The sequence below is a fragment of the Acetobacter pomorum genome (assembly GCF_002738225.1).
GTDB classification, from domain to species: Bacteria; Pseudomonadota; Alphaproteobacteria; order Acetobacterales; family Acetobacteraceae; genus Acetobacter; species Acetobacter pomorum.
Genome location: NZ_PEBQ01000144.1, coordinates 266,636 through 282,295, shown reverse-complemented (window position 1 = coordinate 282,295; position 15,660 = coordinate 266,636). Strand labels below are relative to the sequence as shown.

Genomic DNA, 15,660 nt, shown 5'->3' with positions numbered 1-15,660 from the left:
TTTCTCCAATATATATTTTCAGGACGATTACGATTACGATGACGACGACGACGCGTGGCGTATCTCTGGCTGCGGCTCATGCTGCTCTGCCTGGTGTGTCATGCGGGCAAAACGGCGGGCCAGAACGGCGCACACAAAAAGTTGGATCTGGTGATACATCATAAGTGGCAGAACAATCATCCCCACAGATGCGGGCGGAAACAACACGTTGGCCATAGGCACGCCAGATGCCAGTGTTTTTTTAGAGCCACAGAATACCACGGCAATTTCATCTTTAAGTGGCAGGCCAAAGGCACGCCCCGCAAAAATGGTAATGCCCAGCACAACAAACAACAATACGGCATCTACCAAAGCAATAACGCCCATTTCCGCCACTGGCAGCTTGTGCCACAGGCCCTGCATAACGGCATCACTAAACGCCGCATACACTACCACCAGCACAGAGCCTCGGTCGGAAAAAGAAAGCAGCTTTTTATTGCGGTGCGCCCACGGGCCAAGCCATGGTTGCAACACCTGCCCCAAAATAAAGGGCAGCAAAAGCTGGTACACAATATCCAGCGGGTTACCAGCCGTGCCCCCATGCTTGCTGAGAATCAGCCCCACCAACACAGGCGTAATAAAAATGCCCAAAACGTTGGAGGCCGTAGCCGCACAGACCGCCGCAGGCACATTGCCGCCGCCAATGGATGTAAAGGCAATGGAAGACTGTACAGTAGAAGGCAGGCAGCACAAAAACAGCACACCCATCCAAATTTCTGGCTGCATCAAGTTAGGCAGCAGCGCATGCGCCAGCAACCCCAGCAGCGGAAACAGCACAAAAGTGCAGCACAAAATAAGTAAATGTAGCTTCCAAGCCACCAGACCATCCACCACAGCCTTGCGAGAAAGCCTTGCACCCTGCAAGAAAAACATCAGGGCGATCAGGCCAATGGAAAGCCACCTGAAAACCGGAACCGCCGCCCCATGACAGGGAAAGAACGTTGCCAGCAACACAGCGCTGACCAACCCCATTAAAAAGGGGTCCAATTTTAAAAACCGCACGCGCCTGCCCTTTCGTTCTTCTTTCTGGTTGCCTGCCTGTTTTACTTACGGCACCCTTTGAATGAAATGAAGCAGTATACTTTCCTGTCCCTCTCCGTTCTCGGTGCTGTGAGCATTTATGCCACAGTTTCCGCGGCCCCGGCTTTTGCGGCTCCTCCTTCTGGCTGCGCGGTAGTTTCCCGCGCTTCCGGGCAGGAAACGGCGCAAGGCGTTACGTATCAGAATCTGATGTTGCGCACCCCAGATGGTGGCACAACCTTTAAGGCAGGCAAGGTGACCCTGCATGGATCTGGAGAAACACCAGAAGCCACGCATGATCTGGCAGATGCGGCCTCTCTTCTCCTGATGTCCGCCATGACGGGACATCACAATGCCGCGTGCACAGAATGGCTGAACACGCAAGGCAAGCAGGTTCTGGCAGGCCTGAAAGCGGGCAAAAGCTATGATCTGACATGGCAGAACGCCACACTCACGCATGGAGCCGCACAGGTGAATGTCAACACTGCGCGCTACCAGATGCAGGGCGGCAGCGCGACGGCCTCTGCATCATTGGGGATGGATGGCGTTAGCTTCCATAACGTGGCCAATCAGGATCTGCTGCCCACAGCAGCACACGCCACATTTTCACTTCCGGTGGCGGAAGTGCCTGCCCTTATGAGCGCCATTGGTGGGCGCAGCGCCAGTGCGCCAGCCGTACATGCCACCATTTCCAGCTTTGATGCCACACAGGGCGATGCCTCGCTACATGGCAATGGCGTAGCAACGCTTACAGGCAATGTGAACGACACCTCGGCTTCCGGACATCTGGAAATTACCAATCTGGAAACACTGATTGATAAAGCCCGCACCGCCAAGCAGATGAAGTTGGCCGCAGGCATGGTTGTGGCCCGCCTTGTCAGCCACAAGCATGGTGAGCAGAATACGTGGGATACCAAATGGGAAAGCGGCGTACTGACCGTAAACGGCTTCCCCATTCCGCTTAAATAAACAAAACCGCCGGAGGGAATACTTTCAAACCCCTCCGGCCACTTGGCCTTTTCAGGCCATTTCCATAACCTTTTCGCACATACCGGCCAGATCCTTCAGCACGCGCCGGGCCAGATCTATGCGCTGCACGTTGGTGAGTTCACGCACAACCGCCATTTTGTGGTCTGGCCGGAGGCGCACTGTGCCGTCCTTCCATTTCCCCATCCACTGCACCAACCCGGCCGGGTTGCGGAAGGTATTATTGCGGAATTGCAGCACCATACCCTTGGGGCCAGCCTCAACACGTTCTACCCCTGCCTGACGGCACAGACGCTTGAGTTCCACAATATCCAGAAGGTTCTTGACCTCCGGCGGCAGGGCACCAAAGCGGTCTATCAGCTCGGCTTCCATAGCTTCCAGTTCCGCATCCGATGCCAGTGCGCTGATACGGCGATAGAGCCCAAGCCTTACGGGCAGATCGGTGACATACTCATCGGGGATCAACACCGGCAGGCCCATAACAATGTTGGGTGTCCAGTCCCGATCCTCTGCGGCACGACGGTTTTTATCTGAGCGAAGATCAGCCACAGCATCTTCCAGCATTTGCTGGTAAAGTTCGATCCCCACTTCGCGCACATGGCCGGATTGCTGATCGCCCAGCAGGTTACCCGCACCGCGCAAATCCAGATCGTGCGAGGCCAGCGTAAAGCCAGCGCCCAGCGTATCCAGCGTTTGCATCACTTCCAGCCTCTTTTCTGCGGAAGCTGAAAGCACATGGGTTTGTGGCCATGTGAGATAAGCGTAGCCTCGTTGTTTGCCACGCCCCACGCGCCCGCGCAGCTGGTAAAGCTGCCCAAGGCCGAACATATCCGCCCTATGGATAATCAGCGTATTCACCGCAGGCATATCCAACCCGCTTTCCACAATATTGGTGGAGAGCAGAATATCGTATTTACCGTCTGAAAACTCGGTCATCACCCGTTCCAGCTCGGTAGCGGAAAGGCGACCATGCGCCTGTATCAGCCGAGCATCGGGCACAATAGCGGTCAGCCGTTCAGCCAACCTGTCCAGATCCTCAATACGTGGGGCCACACAGAAAATCTGTCCACCGCGGAAACGTTCACGCTGGATGGCTTCCCTTATCACCACGCTATCAAACGGCATGATGAAGGTGCGCACCGCCAGCCTGTCTGTTGGTGGGGTGGCAATCAGGCTCATTTCACGCACGCCGGAAAGCGAGAGTTGGAGCGTACGCGGCAATGGTGTGGCGGAAAGTGTAAGCACATGCACATCTTCGCGCAGAGCTTTCAGCTTTTCCTTATGGGACACGCCAAAATGCTGTTCTTCATCAATAATCAGCAATTCGAGCGAGGCAAACTGAACCGTTTTGGCCAGCAATGCGTGCGTGCCAATAACAATATTTACGCTACCATCTGCAATGCCCTTGCGCACGGCTGTGGCCTCCTTACCCGTTACCATACGGGAAAGCTGTGCCACCTTGATAGGAAAGCCCTCAAACCGTGCGGCAAAGGTGCGGTAATGCTGCCGGGCCAACAGCGTAGTAGGCACCACAACAGCCACCTGCCCGCCAGACATGGCCGCCACAAAGGCCGCGCGCAACGCTACCTCGGTTTTACCAAAGCCCACATCACCACATACCAGACGATCCATTGGCCGCCCGGAGGACATATCCGCCAGCACATCGGCAATGGCATGTGCCTGATCATCCGTTTCCACAAATGGGAAGCGGGCACAGAACTCATCCCACTGCCCCTCCGGCGGAACCAGCTCTGGGGCTTCCTTTAAGGCACGCATTGCTGCGGTTCTGATAAGCTCACCCGCCATATCGCGGATGCGCTTTTTCATTTGCGATTTACGGTTCTGCCATGCCGTGCCGCCCAGCTTATCCAGCGCCACACCTGCTTGGTCTGACCCAAAGCGGCTGAGCAGTTCAATATTTTCTACCGGCAGGTAGAGCTTCTGCCCGCCATCATACAGCAGGCGCAGGCAATCATGCGGGGCTACGCCTACGCTTACGGTTTCCAACCCATCATAACGGCCAATCCCGTAATCCTGATGCACGACCAGATCACCAGCAGAAAGTTCGCTGGCTTCGGCAATCAGTTCATCTGCACGGCGGCGGCGGCGCGGTGGGCGGCCAATACGTTCACCCAGCAGATCTTGTTCGGAAACAAATGCCAGATCATCTGCTACAAAGCCGCGTTCCAGCCCAAGTGTAAGCAAACCCACCGGGCCGGGCTTGGCTTTATGGGCTTGTTCCCATGTCTCATATGTCTGGGTGGGCACGCCGTGTTCACGCAGCAATGTGGCAATGCGCTCGCGTGAACCTTTGGTCCATGCAGCCACAAAGGCGCGGCGCTTAACCTGTGCCCATTCCTTTACCTGATCACCCAGCAGCGTAAACACCTGCTCACGCTGGGCACCGGGTACAATTTTGGAGAACATCTTACCGGGGCGGCCACCTACATCCACCCCTCCGGCACCATCGGGCTGTGCATAGGGACTAAATGCCACCACAGGCACGCGAGACAGGCAGGCATCCCACCCTTTTTCATCCAGATAGAGCAGATGCGGTGGCAGCGGGCGGTAGGGTATTTCCCCTTCCCGCACAGGCTGGCGGCGGGCCTGATAGTGATCCTCTATCATTTCCAGGCGGGTTTTTAAGACATCCTCGGCCTGATGTTCGAGCGAGACGGCAACATCTGGCAGATAATCAAACAGAGTTTCCAGATGATCATGGAACAGAGGCAGCCAGTGTTCAATACCCGGATGCCTGCGCCCATCTGAAATATGCTCATAAAGCGGGTCAGACGTAGCAGCAGGGCCAAAGGCATCACGCCAGCCGGTGCGGAAGCGTGAAATGCTTTCCTTGTCCAGCGAGAATTCAGAAACGGGGCAAAGTGTCAGCCCATCGCGTTTGGCCGTAGAGCGTTGAGAACCGGGATCAAACGCGCGGATGTTTTCAACCTCATCCCCAAACAGATCAAGCCGTAGGGGTTCGCTCGCACCAGCGGGGTACAGATCAAAAATACCGCCGCGGGTTGCAAACTCCCCGGCTTCCATCACCGTATCTGTCCGAGTGTAACCATTGGCAATCAGCAACTCGATCAGAAAGCCCTGATCCAGACTTTCCCCCGTGCGGATGGAAAGTGATTGCCCCTCAAACGTTTTGCGTGGGGCCACACGCTGCACCACGGCATTAACCGTAGCCAGCACAAGCCGCGGGCGGCCTTTTGCGGGTTCCAGCAGGCGCGTAAGGGTGGAAACACGCTCGGCCACAATGGCAGGGTTGGGAGAAACCCTGTCATACGGCAGGCAATCCCATGCGGGAAAGCGCAGTACATCCACATCAGGCGCCACAAAGGCCAGCATATCATTCAGGCGGGCCATGGCGGCATCACTACGGGCAATATGCAACACCGGGCCTTTATGATCCCGCGCGCGGCGCGCCAGCAAAAGGGCATCATACCCTTCTGGCACGCCCCATACGGTTGCTATCCGCTTTTGTGCGCCTGTCTGTGCTGTCATCCCGGTATCCGCCTGTTCTTAAATACGCAAACCCCGCAAGCCACCAGCATACCTCTGCCGGAGCCTGAAGGGTTTTTATTAACCGCCGCGCCTGATACGGCTATCTTCCACCATACGGCGTAACATGGGGGTGGCTTTCTCTTCCGGCAATGGCAGGCGGCCAAACAGCCAGTCTGTCAGTTCCGGATCTGGCATTTCCAGAATGTTTTCCATATCCGTCAGTTCTTCTGCCGTCATGGTATCTGCATTGGCTTCTACAAAGCCGCCAATCAGAATATCCGTTTCAAACGTGCCCCTATGGTTGGCACGAAACTTCAGCCGCCGTCTGCGGGCAGCCAGATTATCTTCCGCCACGCCAGATGCGCTGGAGGAAGATGCGGGAAAAGAAGCTGTAAAATTGTCTTGCATGGCGCAGATGTCCTATACCGTTGCTAAACCTGTCTGTCAGCCTGCCAAACAGAGGCTTGTGTATCGCTTGTGTCCAGCCCCCTTTCCTTCACATCCTCTCCGGTTACGGGGCAAGATGGCAATTCTGCCCTAGCGCCTTTACTGGCTCCGCTTGAAAGCCTGCCCGGCATCAGCACCGCACGCGCCAAGCTGTTGGGCCGCATTGCGGGTGGCCGCAGGGTGATGGACCTGCTGTTCTGCCTGCCCGAAAGCATTACAGACCGCAGGCTGCGCCCCACATTGGCGCAACTCAGGCCCGATACAATCGCAACCGTTACCGGCGTGGTGCAGGATATTCGCAGCCCTGCACCGCGCACCCGCCAGCCATGGCGGGTGACGATTGATGATGCCACGGGTGTGCTGGAAGTCGCCTTCTTTTCCCCTTGGCAGGCCAAACAGGTTGTTAAGGGAGAAAGCATTGCCCTTTCTGGCAAGGTGGAACGGTTTGGCGAGAAACTCACCATCACATCCCCCGATTATCTGGTGCCCGCAAACCAGATAGAGCGCATTCCGCTGCTAGACCCCGTTTGGCCTCTTACCGCTGGGCTGTTTACCGGGCAGGTGCGCATGGCCATGACAGCCGCCCTGCGCCTTTTGCCGCCCAACCTGCCCGAATGGCATGACAAGGCCCTTATCAAACAAAAAAACTGGCCGGATTTTGCCACAGCCCTGAGCTGGATGCATTTTCCAGACACCATCCCCGATAGCGCACAAGGGGATGCGTGGCACGGAAACCGCACACGTGCGCAGGCGAGACTGGCGTGCGATGAACTGCTGGCAGACCAACTGGCCATGCGCATTGCCCAGCAGGCATCCCGCGCCCGGCCCGGCCGTAGCCTGAATGGTGATGGCCACTTGCAAAAGCAGGCGCTCGCCAGCTTTGGGCATGAGCTGACCTACGGCCAAAAACACGTTCTGCGTGAAATTGAAGCCGATATGGCCACCCCGCACTGCATGAGCCGCCTTTTGCAGGGCGATGTAGGCGCAGGCAAAACGCTTGTCGCTCTTATGGCCATGCTGCGTGCGGTAGAAGCTGGCACTCAAGCGGCCCTTATGGCGCCTACGGAAATTCTGGCACGCCAGCACGCCGCTACATTCCGCCGCCTTTCCCCCGTGCCGGTGGCGTTTTTATCCAGCTCTGTCAAAGGCAAGGCGCGCAAACAAACCTTGCAGGATATTGCCGATGGCACCGCCAAGCTGGTGATAGGCACCCATGCGCTTGTGCAGGATGGCGTAAAATTTGCTGATCTGGGGCTGGCCGTGATTGATGAGCAACATCGCTTTGGGGTCGATCAACGCCTTGCATTGGTGGAAAAAGGCCGTGATGCCGATATGCTGGTGATGACGGCAACGCCCATCCCCCGCACGCTGCTGCTCACCCGCTTTGGGGAAATGCAGATCAGCCGGCTGGAAGGCAAACCGGTTGGCCGCAAGCCCGTGCGCACATCCCTACACAGCCTTGGCAATTTTGAAGATGTGCTGGCAGGCATTGGCCGCGCGCTAGATAAGGGCGCGCAGATTTTTTGGGTGTGCCCTCTGGTTTCTGAAAGCGAAGCCATGGATCTGGCCGCCGCCGAGGCCCGGCATGCGGCTTTGGTTGAGCGTTTTGGAGATAAAATCGGGCTGGCGCATGGGCAGCAGGATGCCAATGTGCGTGAGGACGTGCTGCAAGCCTTTGCCAAAGGTGAAACCCGGATGCTGGTGGCCACCACCGTAATTGAAGTGGGCGTGGATGTGCCCTCCGCCACAATTATGGTGATAGAACATGCAGAACGCTTTGGGTTGGCACAGTTGCATCAACTCCGTGGCCGTGTGGGGCGTGGGGCGGATGCCTCCTTCTGCCTTATGCTGCATGATGAAGGCTTGGGCCTGACGGCACGCCGCAGGCTTTCCTGCCTGAAGGAAACGGAAGACGGCTTTTTAATTGCAGATGAAGATTTTCGCCTACGTGGCGGAGGTGAGGCAACGGGCCGTCGCCAATCTGGCTTGCCCGATTACCGCATGGCGCCGGAAATGCTGGTGGATATGCTGTTAGAAACAGCACATGATGAAGCCACGGAGCTTCTGCCCGATGGCCCACCCACCAGCACGCCGGAAAAGAATCTGCCTATAGCGGCCCGCATTTTGCTAACGTTGTTTAACAAAACCGATGCCGCACGCATTTTCAGCGGCGGCTAAACGGTTGCAGCTTTAGCCTTCTACGGCTGCCAACCACGCCTTAACCTGCCCTTCCGGGTCTGGGTGGCGAATAAAGGCAGATACGGCAGAAACACTATCGGCCCCGGCCTCAATACACGCCCATGCGCGTTCCAGCGTAATGCCGCCAATGGCGACCAGTGGCAGGTTGCCAATCAACTTTCGCCATTCTGTCAGCTTCAGCGGACCTTGGGGACCAAACGCCATTTTTTTCAGCTTGGTTTCCCATATAGGGCCAAGCGCTACGTAATCCGGGTTGCAGCTTAGGGCGCGATCAAGCTCTTCGTGGCAATGGGTGCTGATGCCAAGACGAATACCGCCTTTGCGGATGGCGGCCAGATCTGCCGTATCCAGATCTTCCTGCCCCAGATGAATGTAATCGATGCCTTCATCCAGCGCGATCTGCCAATAATCGTTTAACACAAGGCATACGCCGTGCTGTTTGGCATAGGCATGGCCTTGGCTAATTTCTGCGCGCAGGGCGTCTTCTTCCATGTCCTTCAGGCGGAGCTGAATAAAGCGTGCACCTGCACCGCCCAGCCTGTCCACCCATGTGGCGCTATCAACAACGGGATAAATCTTTTGGGGCAGAGCTGTCATGCCAGCATGGCCTTTCCTGCAACGGGAGTAGAAGGAACAGCCATATCGCGCTCTTCCATTGGGTCTGCAATACGGGCCAGCTCCCCGGCCTCTACCGCCAGACGAAACGCACGGGCCATATTTACGGGGTCTCCCGCCTTGGCCACGGCGGTGTTTATCAGCACCGCATCATAACCTAACTCCAGCGCCTGCGCGGCGTGGGAGGGCACACCAATGCCTGCATCCACCACCAATGGCACACCGGGAAAATGCGCCCGCATGGCCCGCAGGCCGAACACGTTGTTCAAACCCTTGCCAGAACCAATGGGCGCGCCCCACGGCATCAGCACCTCGCACCCCACGGCCAGAAGTTTTTCCGCCACCACCAAATCTTCCGTGGTGTAGGGGAATACCTTGAAGCCATCTTCAGTAAGAATACGCGCGGCCTCTACAAGCCCGAACACATCTGGCTGGAGCGTATCCAGTTCACCAATCACTTCCAGCTTCACCCAATCCGTGCCGAACACTTCCCGCGCCATGTGCGCTGTGGTGACGGCTTCCTTAACCGTGTGGCAACCCGCTGTGTTTGGCAGCACCGGCACCTTGAGTTCCTGAATGAGAGACCAGAACGCCTGCCCGGCACGCTCCCCCGCAGATTCGCGGCGGAGGGAAACAGTGACAACACCCGGCTGAGCAGCCAGCACGGCATCACGCAAAATCTCGGGGGATGGATACTGGGCCGTACCCAGCATGAGTGGCGAGACAACATCCTGCCCATAAAATGAAACAGCCATGCCTTCAGCCCCCTTGCATAGGGGCTACAATTTCAATTTGCGCCCCTTCTTCCAGCGGCGTTTCATCGCGTGTTGCCTTGGGCACAAACCGACCATTCAGCGCCGTGGCAATGCGTGCACCGCTATAGCCGAGCTCATCTATCAGGGCCGCCAGTGTTTTAGCGGAAACCTCGTGCGCTGTATCGTTAACCACAACTTTCATCGGGCGTTGCTCCTTAGGCCTGTGGGCCAAATATCAAGTCTGCCGCCTCCCGCGCCCGAGCGGGAGAAAGCAGAAAACCGTGTCGGTACATACCGTTGATATAAATGCGTTTTCCATCCTGCACCACGCGGGGCATATTATCTGGGTAAGATGGGCGCAAACCTGTGCCCATTTCCAGAATTTCCGCCTCGGCAAAACCGGGGTGCAAGGTCCATGCCGCGTTCAGAAGTTCCATCATGGAACGCACTGTCATGCCGCCAGCATTTTCGCTTTCAATCATAGTGGCCCCGACCATGAACACATGGTCAGCCCTTGGCACAATGTAAACCGGTATGCGCGGGTGCAGCATACGCACAGGCCGGTGCAAGGTGACATCCGGGCAGCGCAGCAGCAGCATTTCACCCCGCACGCCCCGCAGATTGTCCAGTTTTTCACGCGCAGCAAGACCGGTGCACTCCACCACCCAATCAAACGTGGCTTCATCCGGGCAAATTTCACCAAACTCGGCACGACCGCCAAGTTGTTCCAGCCTTGCCAAAAGGGCCTTCAAGGCCTTGCGCGGGTCCACATGCCCTTCATCGGGAAAGAACAGCCCTTTATGGAAACGGCCTGCCAGATCGGGCTCAAGCTGGGTAATTTCTACTGTGCCTACTGTCTGAAAATGCGATGTGCGGCGGCCAAAGCGGGCAATTTCCCCCACATCTCGCGCAGGTGCCAGCACAAGGCTGCCTTCACGCGTGACATCGGGTACATGGTCCGCCCACCAATCTACCGAATCGATAGATTGGGCGGTGACTTCCTCTGGCGCAGATTCGGCCTCGCACCACGGGGCAAGCATGCCACCTGCCATCCATGAAGCCCCGGCCCCCACGCGGCCTCCGCTCTCATACAGGGTGACATCTCCGCCCCGTTCAGCCAGAGCCACGGCGGCTGTCATACCCGCCACACCGGCCCCTTTTACCAGAATGCGCGGTTTGCCGTTCATACTTTCTACTTTGCCTCCGTTACTGGCTCTGTAGGCGTTATAACACGCCTCTAACCCTGCTTCTGCAAGGGGTTATGCCGCGTTAGTGTTCAGAATGCCCGCACAAGCAGCACCATAAGCAGGCAACATTCCGTTACTGCCGTGGCAATCCAGCGCATGCCCATATAGCCGGGCGGCAACCACCCACGCTGCCATGCTCCACGCTCTGCCAATGCAACCAGTGGGTAAAGCCCTGCCAGAATCATCACCCCCGCAAGCGGCACCCATGCATAAGCCAGATAAGCCGCAATCCACCCTGCAAAAGCGGGCACCACACCCAAAACCAAACGCAGATTATCGGCCCTGTCTGCCCCGTTTGTAAGAATGGCGCGGTCAAGCTGTAACGCCAGCCCCCAATGCACGGCCCCTGTAAAGGAAAGGCACACAGCCCCGTAAATGACCAATGCCATCAGCAGATTGGGCACAGGCACGCCGGAATCGAAAAACACAATGCCGCATGTGCAGGCAACAAAGGGCAAAAGCCCTGCCACCATGAGCACCACAGCCAGAAATGGAAGTTTTTTCATGAACGTGCAGCAGGCCCTTACCTGATAATTTCATACCCAATATGGTTGACAGAAAAGCCCAACAAGCGGCCACTAGCAACCGCGGGCTGGTTTACCCTGCCCACCGTGTTCCGCCCGGAACCAAAAAGAATAACATCGGCTTCTGCCTGCCAGAGGCCAGACAATAAAGGAACGGAAACACCAATGAGTGCCATTGTTGACATTATCGCACGTGAAATTCTGGACAGCCGCGGCAACCCTACGGTTGAAGTAGATGTGGAGCTGGCATCTGGCGCCAGAGGGCGTGCGGCTGTTCCTTCTGGTGCCTCAACCGGTGCGCATGAAGCCGTAGAACTGCGCGATGGTGACCCCAAGCGGTTTGGTGGCAAGGGTGTTCTTAAGGCTGTCGAGAACATTGAAAACGAAATTCTGCCCACACTACAGGGTGCCGAATCGGCAGATCAGATTGATATCGACAACGCCATGATCGATCTGGATGGCACACCCAACAAAAGCCGTATGGGTGCCAACGCCATTCTGGGTGTGTCCCTCGCCATTGCCAAAGCCACGGCAGCCGAACTGCACGTACCGCTCTACCGCTACATTGGCGGCGTGTTTGCCCATGTTCTGCCCGTGCCGATGATGAACATTGTCAACGGTGGTGAACATGCAGATAACCCCATTGATATTCAGGAATTCATGGTGCAGCCGGTGGGTGCGCCTACTGTGGCCGATGCCATCCGCTGGGGTTCGGAAATTTTTGCCCAGCTGAAAAAGGCCCTGAGCGCTGCTGGCTACAACACTAATGTTGGGGATGAAGGCGGCTTTGCCCCTGCCCTGAAATCTGCCGATGAAGCACTGGGCTTTATCACCCGTGCCGTGGAAGCTGCAGGCTACCGCCCGGGTGAAGACGTTACATTTGCGCTGGATTGCGCCAGCACCGAGTTCTTCAAGGACGGCAAATACAACCTGAAGGGCGAAGGCAAGGTATTCGATTCCGCTGGTATGGTCTCTTACCTGTCTGACCTTGTGGGCCGTTACCCGATTGTTTCCATCGAAGACGGCATGGCCGAAGATGACTGGGAAGGCTGGGCCCTGCTGACGCAGGAACTGGGCAAGAAAATCCAGCTGGTTGGGGATGATCTGTTTGTGACCAACCCAGAACGCCTGCGCCGTGGCATTCAGGCCGGCATTGCTAACTCCTTGCTGGTGAAGGTCAACCAGATCGGCACGCTAACAGAAACACTGGAAGCCGTGCAGATGGCCCAGCGCGCGGGTTACACAGCGGTTATGAGCCACCGCTCTGGTGAAACAGAAGATTCCACCATTGCTGATCTGGCCGTAGCCACAAATTGCGGGCAAATCAAAACCGGTTCCCTTTCCCGCTCTGACCGTACAGCCAAATACAACCAGCTCATCCGCATTGAGCAGGAACTGGCCACCGCCGCACGCTATGCAGGCCGCACTATTCTGAAAAACGCCTAACCCACAGCGTTTTTGGCGCAACACATTGCAAAAAAGCCGCCTTTCCCCAAAAGGGCGGCTTTTTTCGTGCCCTCATGCCTTGGCGCTGCCACATTTCATGGTTTACACAAAGAGAAAGACCCCAAGTGCAGGCCAAACTGCACGAAACCAGAAAAAAGGCAGCGCCAGAGTGCAGATCGGTCGTTTCATTCGTCGCACAGTGCGGGCGGTTGTGCCCCCGTTGGTTTTTCTTGGCATTGCTGGCTATTTTGGCTGGAATGCAACGCAGGGTGATCACGGCATTCAGGCTTATAAGCAGCAATTGGGGCTGCTGGAACAGGCCAAACAATCCAAACAGGATGCCATTGCGGAACAGGCTGCGTGGCATCGCCGCGTAAATGGCTTGCGTGAGCAATCTCTGGATACAGATATTCTGGATGAACGTGCCCGCGCCATGCTGAACATGGCAGACCGGAATGATATTGTGGTGCCTTATGATAGGCGTGACCCGCTGTTTTAAGCGGTTTAATATTTGGTGCCTGCAAGATCTTGTTTCTTCTTGGCGGGCATAAAAAAAAACGGCGCCCGAGAGCGCCGTTTTTCATATCCACATTCCGAAAAATGCAGATTATTTGATCTTGGCTTCGCGGAACACGACGTGCTTGCGTGCCACCGGATCGTACTTCTTCAGTTCCATTTTACCGGTGTGCGCACGAGCATTTTTCTTGGTCACGTAGAAGTAACCGGTGTCCGCCGTGGAGACGAGACGGATCTTGATAACGTTGGTCTTGGCCATGACTTCCTCAGCAGAGCATGATGTGCGGCGCCACCTAAACGGCACCGACGGTGTTCAAGTGCCGGCAAAATGCGCATACAAGTGCAAAAGGTCAAGTATTCTTGCATCAAAGCGGTGCTACAGACCCAAAAAGGAGGAATTTTTTATGCTGGATGTGGCTGTTGCACGCGCCCGAATTCTTGAAAACCTGAAACCATGCGGGCAGGAAATTGTGCCTCTTTCGCAGGCCTGTGGCCGTGTGCTGGCCCAGCCTGTTTACGCACACACAGCCAATCCACCTGTATCTGTTTCTGCAATGGATGGGTACGCCGCAAAAGCTGAAGATGCGCTGGAAGGCGCAGTTTTACGCATTGTGGATGAAGTGCCCGCAGGACATCCCTCTGCTGTTACCGTGCAGAAAGGGGAATGCATTCGGCTATTTACTGGCGCGCAAATTCCCGCAGGCGCAGATACGGTCATTATTCAGGAAAACGTGCAGCGTGAAGGTGACTTCGCCAAACTGACAGCCCCCGCACAGCAGGGGCAGTATATTCGCCGACAAGGACAGGATTTCCAAAAAAATGATGAGCTGTTGCCCGCCGGGCGCAGACTCGGCCCGCGTGATATTGGGCTGGCTGCTGCGGGTGGGCATGTCTGGCTTACGGTTTCGCGCCGCCCGCGTGTGGGTATTCTGGCCACGGGAGATGAAATTATCCTGCCCGGAGACCCAGCCCCCGTAGATGGCATTTTCAATTCTGCCTCCTTTATGGTGGCGGCTCTGCTACAACAACAGGGCGCAGAAACCATTATGCTGCCCATAGCGCGCGACAATATGGAAAGCCTGACAACCCAGTTCCGCCAAGCTGCCACTTTAGACATGCTGGTAAGCATTGGTGGCGCCAGTGTGGGCGATTATGATCTGGTGCGCCCGGCTTTGGCCGAAATCGGGCTCCAGCAGGATTTCTGGAAGATTGCCATGCGCCCTGGCAAACCGCTGATGTTTGGCAAACTGGGCAATACGCCCATTATCGGCCTGCCCGGCAACCCTGTAGCGGCCATGGTATGTTCTATTGTTTTTGTAACACCTGCCCTCCACACGCTTATGGGGCTTCCTGTTGGCACGGAACTGCAAACAGAACCGGCCATTCTGGGGTGCGATGTTAAAGAAAATGATGCCCGGCAAGATTTTTTACGCGCAACCCTTGCGCCTTCCCCACAAGGCGCTGTACCTGTGGCCACGCCTTTTTCCCGGCAGGATTCAGCCCAACTGAATATACTAAGGCAAAGTCAGGCTCTGGTTGTGCGTGCCCCTTTTGCCCCGGCACAAAAAGCTGGTACATCCTGCCAGATTGTGCGCCTGCCGTGATCTCTCCCTTGACATAAAAAGAGAACTTATATAGAACAAGGGCAAGATTTTCTTTTCATAACGACAGCCGCTTTTCGAGGTGCGATATGCTAACGCGCAAACAGCACAAACTTCTGCTTTTTATTGATTCGCACCTCAAACAGACAGGTTTTTCGCCTTCCTTTGATGAAATGCGCGAAGCCATGGGCCTACGTTCCAAATCTGGTATTCACCGCCTTATTTCCGGGCTGGAGGAACGCGGTTTTCTGCGCCGCCATCATCATCGGGCACGGGCATTGGAAGTGATTCAACTGCCTGAAATGCAGGAACTGCCCCCCAATGTGGTGCGCGCCAGCTTTACGCGCCCCAAGGCTGAAACGGTAAGAATTCCACTTTATGGGCGCATTGCCGCAGGCCTGCCCATAGAAGCCGTGCCAGATAGCGCCCATACACTCACTGTTCCGGCTGAAATGCTGGGTACTGGAGATTATTACGCGCTGGAAGTGGCTGGGGATTCCATGGTGGATGCCGGTATTCTGGACGGTGACAGTGTTATTATCCGCCGCACAGACCAAGCCGAAAACGGGCAAATTGTGGTAGCACTGATTGATGAGCATGAAGTAACGCTCAAACGTCTGCGCCGCAAAGGAAACATGATTGCGCTGGAGCCTGCCAATTCCAGCTATGAAACCCGTATTGTGCCAGCAGAAAAACTGCGTATTCAGGGATGTCTGGCCGGGTTAATCAGACAGTATTAAGCAAATGGCCTGCA

At 56.2% G+C, this 15,660-nt stretch carries 15 protein-coding genes; 6 read left to right on the top strand and 9 right to left on the bottom strand.

From position 1 onward, the window contains the following. Positions 1-33 precede the first annotated feature (33 nt). Positions 34-1,041, bottom strand: coding sequence for a bile acid:sodium symporter family protein (locus tag CSR02_RS11450; protein WP_095045797.1), 1,008 nt, complete (start codon positions 1,039-1,041; stop codon positions 34-36). Between the two features lie 36 nt (positions 1,042-1,077). Here CSR02_RS11450 and CSR02_RS11445 point away from each other — a divergent pair, with 36 nt between their 5' ends. Next, positions 1,078-2,028, top strand: coding sequence for a hypothetical protein (locus CSR02_RS11445; RefSeq protein ID WP_183172587.1), 951 nt, complete (start codon positions 1,078-1,080; stop codon positions 2,026-2,028). A 51-nt stretch (positions 2,029-2,079) separates the two neighbouring features. Here the strand turns inward: CSR02_RS11445 and mfd are convergent, their stop codons facing one another. Next, on the bottom strand, positions 2,080-5,556 hold the full coding sequence (gene mfd, locus CSR02_RS11440) for a transcription-repair coupling factor (protein WP_099541701.1): 3,477 nt from the start codon (positions 5,554-5,556) through the stop codon (positions 2,080-2,082). Positions 5,557-5,634: 78 nt separating this feature from the next. Continuing rightward, a complete protein-coding gene (locus CSR02_RS11435) occupies positions 5,635-5,964 on the bottom strand; it encodes an FAD assembly factor SdhE (protein WP_099541700.1) in 330 nt (109 codons plus the stop codon). A 69-nt stretch (positions 5,965-6,033) separates the two neighbouring features. Here CSR02_RS11435 and recG point away from each other — a divergent pair, with 69 nt between their 5' ends. After that, positions 6,034-8,181 (top strand): ATP-dependent DNA helicase RecG, encoded by a 2,148-nt coding sequence (gene recG, locus CSR02_RS11430; protein WP_099541699.1) that lies wholly within the window; start codon positions 6,034-6,036, stop codon positions 8,179-8,181. A 12-nt stretch (positions 8,182-8,193) separates the two neighbouring features. Here the strand turns inward: recG and CSR02_RS11425 are convergent, their stop codons facing one another. The 5 genes from CSR02_RS11425 to CSR02_RS11405 form a co-directional block, all read right to left on the bottom strand. Next, positions 8,194-8,799: a thiamine phosphate synthase gene (locus CSR02_RS11425; RefSeq protein WP_099541698.1), complete on the bottom strand. Its 606-nt coding sequence runs from the start codon at positions 8,797-8,799 to the stop codon at positions 8,194-8,196. Further along, on the bottom strand, positions 8,796-9,572 hold the full coding sequence (locus tag CSR02_RS11420) for a thiazole synthase (protein ID WP_042786617.1): 777 nt from the start codon (positions 9,570-9,572) through the stop codon (positions 8,796-8,798). Before CSR02_RS11420 ends, CSR02_RS11425 begins: the two co-directional genes overlap by 4 nt. A 4-nt stretch (positions 9,573-9,576) precedes the next feature. Continuing rightward, positions 9,577-9,774: a sulfur carrier protein ThiS gene (gene thiS / locus CSR02_RS11415; protein WP_042786618.1), complete on the bottom strand. Its 198-nt coding sequence runs from the start codon at positions 9,772-9,774 to the stop codon at positions 9,577-9,579. A gap of 13 nt (positions 9,775-9,787) precedes the next feature. Then, positions 9,788-10,759, bottom strand: a complete 972-nt coding sequence (thiO, locus tag CSR02_RS11410; protein WP_099541697.1) for a glycine oxidase ThiO — start codon at positions 10,757-10,759, stop codon at positions 9,788-9,790. Between the two features lie 89 nt (positions 10,760-10,848). Further along, positions 10,849-11,325, bottom strand: coding sequence for a DUF3429 domain-containing protein (locus CSR02_RS11405; RefSeq protein ID WP_099541696.1), 477 nt, complete (start codon positions 11,323-11,325; stop codon positions 10,849-10,851). Positions 11,326-11,508: 183 nt separating this feature from the next. On the opposite strand from CSR02_RS11405, the gene eno reads away from it, so the two are divergent. Together eno and CSR02_RS11395 are read left to right on the top strand one after the other, a co-directional pair. Beyond that, complete coding sequence (gene eno, locus CSR02_RS11400) at positions 11,509-12,789, top strand: phosphopyruvate hydratase (RefSeq protein ID WP_099541695.1); 1,281 nt, start codon at positions 11,509-11,511, stop codon at positions 12,787-12,789. A 169-nt stretch (positions 12,790-12,958) separates the two neighbouring features. Further along, on the top strand, positions 12,959-13,288 hold the full coding sequence (locus tag CSR02_RS11395) for an FtsB family cell division protein (protein ID WP_006115173.1): 330 nt from the start codon (positions 12,959-12,961) through the stop codon (positions 13,286-13,288). Positions 13,289-13,396: 108 nt separating this feature from the next. Here CSR02_RS11395 and rpmG read toward each other — a convergent pair whose 3' ends face one another. Beyond that, the gene (rpmG, locus tag CSR02_RS11390; protein ID WP_003623017.1) at positions 13,397-13,564 is read right to left on the bottom strand and encodes a 50S ribosomal protein L33; all 168 of its coding nucleotides are present in this window, start codon (positions 13,562-13,564) and stop codon (positions 13,397-13,399) included. Positions 13,565-13,709: 145 nt separating this feature from the next. Between rpmG and CSR02_RS11385 the strand changes: the two genes are divergently transcribed. Both CSR02_RS11385 and lexA read left to right on the top strand, forming a co-directional pair. Further along, positions 13,710-14,909: a molybdopterin molybdotransferase MoeA gene (locus CSR02_RS11385; protein WP_099541694.1), complete on the top strand. Its 1,200-nt coding sequence runs from the start codon at positions 13,710-13,712 to the stop codon at positions 14,907-14,909. 86 nt (positions 14,910-14,995) lie between these two features. Next, entirely contained in the window at positions 14,996-15,646 is a 651-nt protein-coding gene (lexA, locus tag CSR02_RS11380; RefSeq protein ID WP_099541693.1) for a transcriptional repressor LexA, read from the top strand. The last annotated feature ends 14 nt before the right edge of the window (positions 15,647-15,660 follow it).

Excerpts from the sequence above, each read along its gene's own strand:
- mfd (WP_099541701.1), bottom strand. The coding sequence starts at position 5,556 with ATGACAGCACAGACAGGCGCACAAAAGCGGATAGCAACCGTATGGGGC.
- CSR02_RS11435 (WP_099541700.1), bottom strand. The coding sequence starts at position 5,964 with ATGCAAGACAATTTTACAGCTTCTTTTCCCGCATCTTCCTCCAGCGCA.
- CSR02_RS11425 (WP_099541698.1), bottom strand. The coding sequence starts at position 8,799 with ATGACAGCTCTGCCCCAAAAGATTTATCCCGTTGTTGATAGCGCCACA.
- CSR02_RS11420 (WP_042786617.1), bottom strand. The coding sequence starts at position 9,572 with ATGGCTGTTTCATTTTATGGGCAGGATGTTGTCTCGCCACTCATGCTG.
- thiS (WP_042786618.1), bottom strand. The coding sequence starts at position 9,774 with ATGAAAGTTGTGGTTAACGATACAGCGCACGAGGTTTCCGCTAAAACA.
- thiO (WP_099541697.1), bottom strand. The coding sequence starts at position 10,759 with ATGAACGGCAAACCGCGCATTCTGGTAAAAGGGGCCGGTGTGGCGGGT.
- CSR02_RS11405 (WP_099541696.1), bottom strand. The coding sequence starts at position 11,325 with ATGAAAAAACTTCCATTTCTGGCTGTGGTGCTCATGGTGGCAGGGCTT.
- eno (WP_099541695.1), top strand. The coding sequence starts at position 11,509 with ATGAGTGCCATTGTTGACATTATCGCACGTGAAATTCTGGACAGCCGC.
- rpmG (WP_003623017.1), bottom strand. The coding sequence starts at position 13,564 with ATGGCCAAGACCAACGTTATCAAGATCCGTCTCGTCTCCACGGCGGAC.
- CSR02_RS11385 (WP_099541694.1), top strand. The coding sequence starts at position 13,710 with ATGCTGGATGTGGCTGTTGCACGCGCCCGAATTCTTGAAAACCTGAAA.
- lexA (WP_099541693.1), top strand. The coding sequence starts at position 14,996 with ATGCTAACGCGCAAACAGCACAAACTTCTGCTTTTTATTGATTCGCAC.